The sequence below is a fragment of the Gilliamella sp. Pas-s27 genome (assembly GCF_009795865.1).
GTDB lineage: Bacteria > Pseudomonadota > Gammaproteobacteria > Enterobacterales > Orbaceae > Gilliamella.
The window spans coordinates 1-377 of sequence record NZ_WTEW01000116.1; the positions used below are offsets into that span (position 1 = coordinate 1).

Genomic DNA, 377 nt, shown 5'->3' on the forward strand with positions numbered 1-377 from the left:
AAATGAAGAAAATAATTATATTCAGTGTACTATTAGCAAATTTTGCATTTGCTAATACAACAAAATGTGATGAAGACTCATTTGAGGAAGTAAATGTAACTACTTTTTCTGGGAGTCATATAAATTTAAAATATCAATATTGTTCATATTCTAAAACAGAACCAATAAATTATATAGGATATCAATTATTAACTATTAAAGTTGATAACCAATTATATACTTATAAAAATAATGTTAGTGATAATGAATATTCCAGTAGAAAAATGTTCTATTCTAAACTAGGAGTGTTTGGTGTAACTATCCCCTAAAATAGTACGGCAAAAAAGTAGAAAATTCTCTATGATAAAAGAAAAGGGGATTTAATTATGAAAAAAATG

At 24.1% G+C, this 377-nt stretch carries 1 protein-coding gene; it reads left to right on the forward strand.

The window, feature by feature from the left end; all coding sequences use genetic code 11:
- On the forward strand, positions 1-308 hold a 308-nt coding region (locus tag GQ589_RS12360), incomplete at its 5' end, for a hypothetical protein (RefSeq protein WP_237399246.1).
- Positions 309-377: the final 69 nt, after the last annotated feature.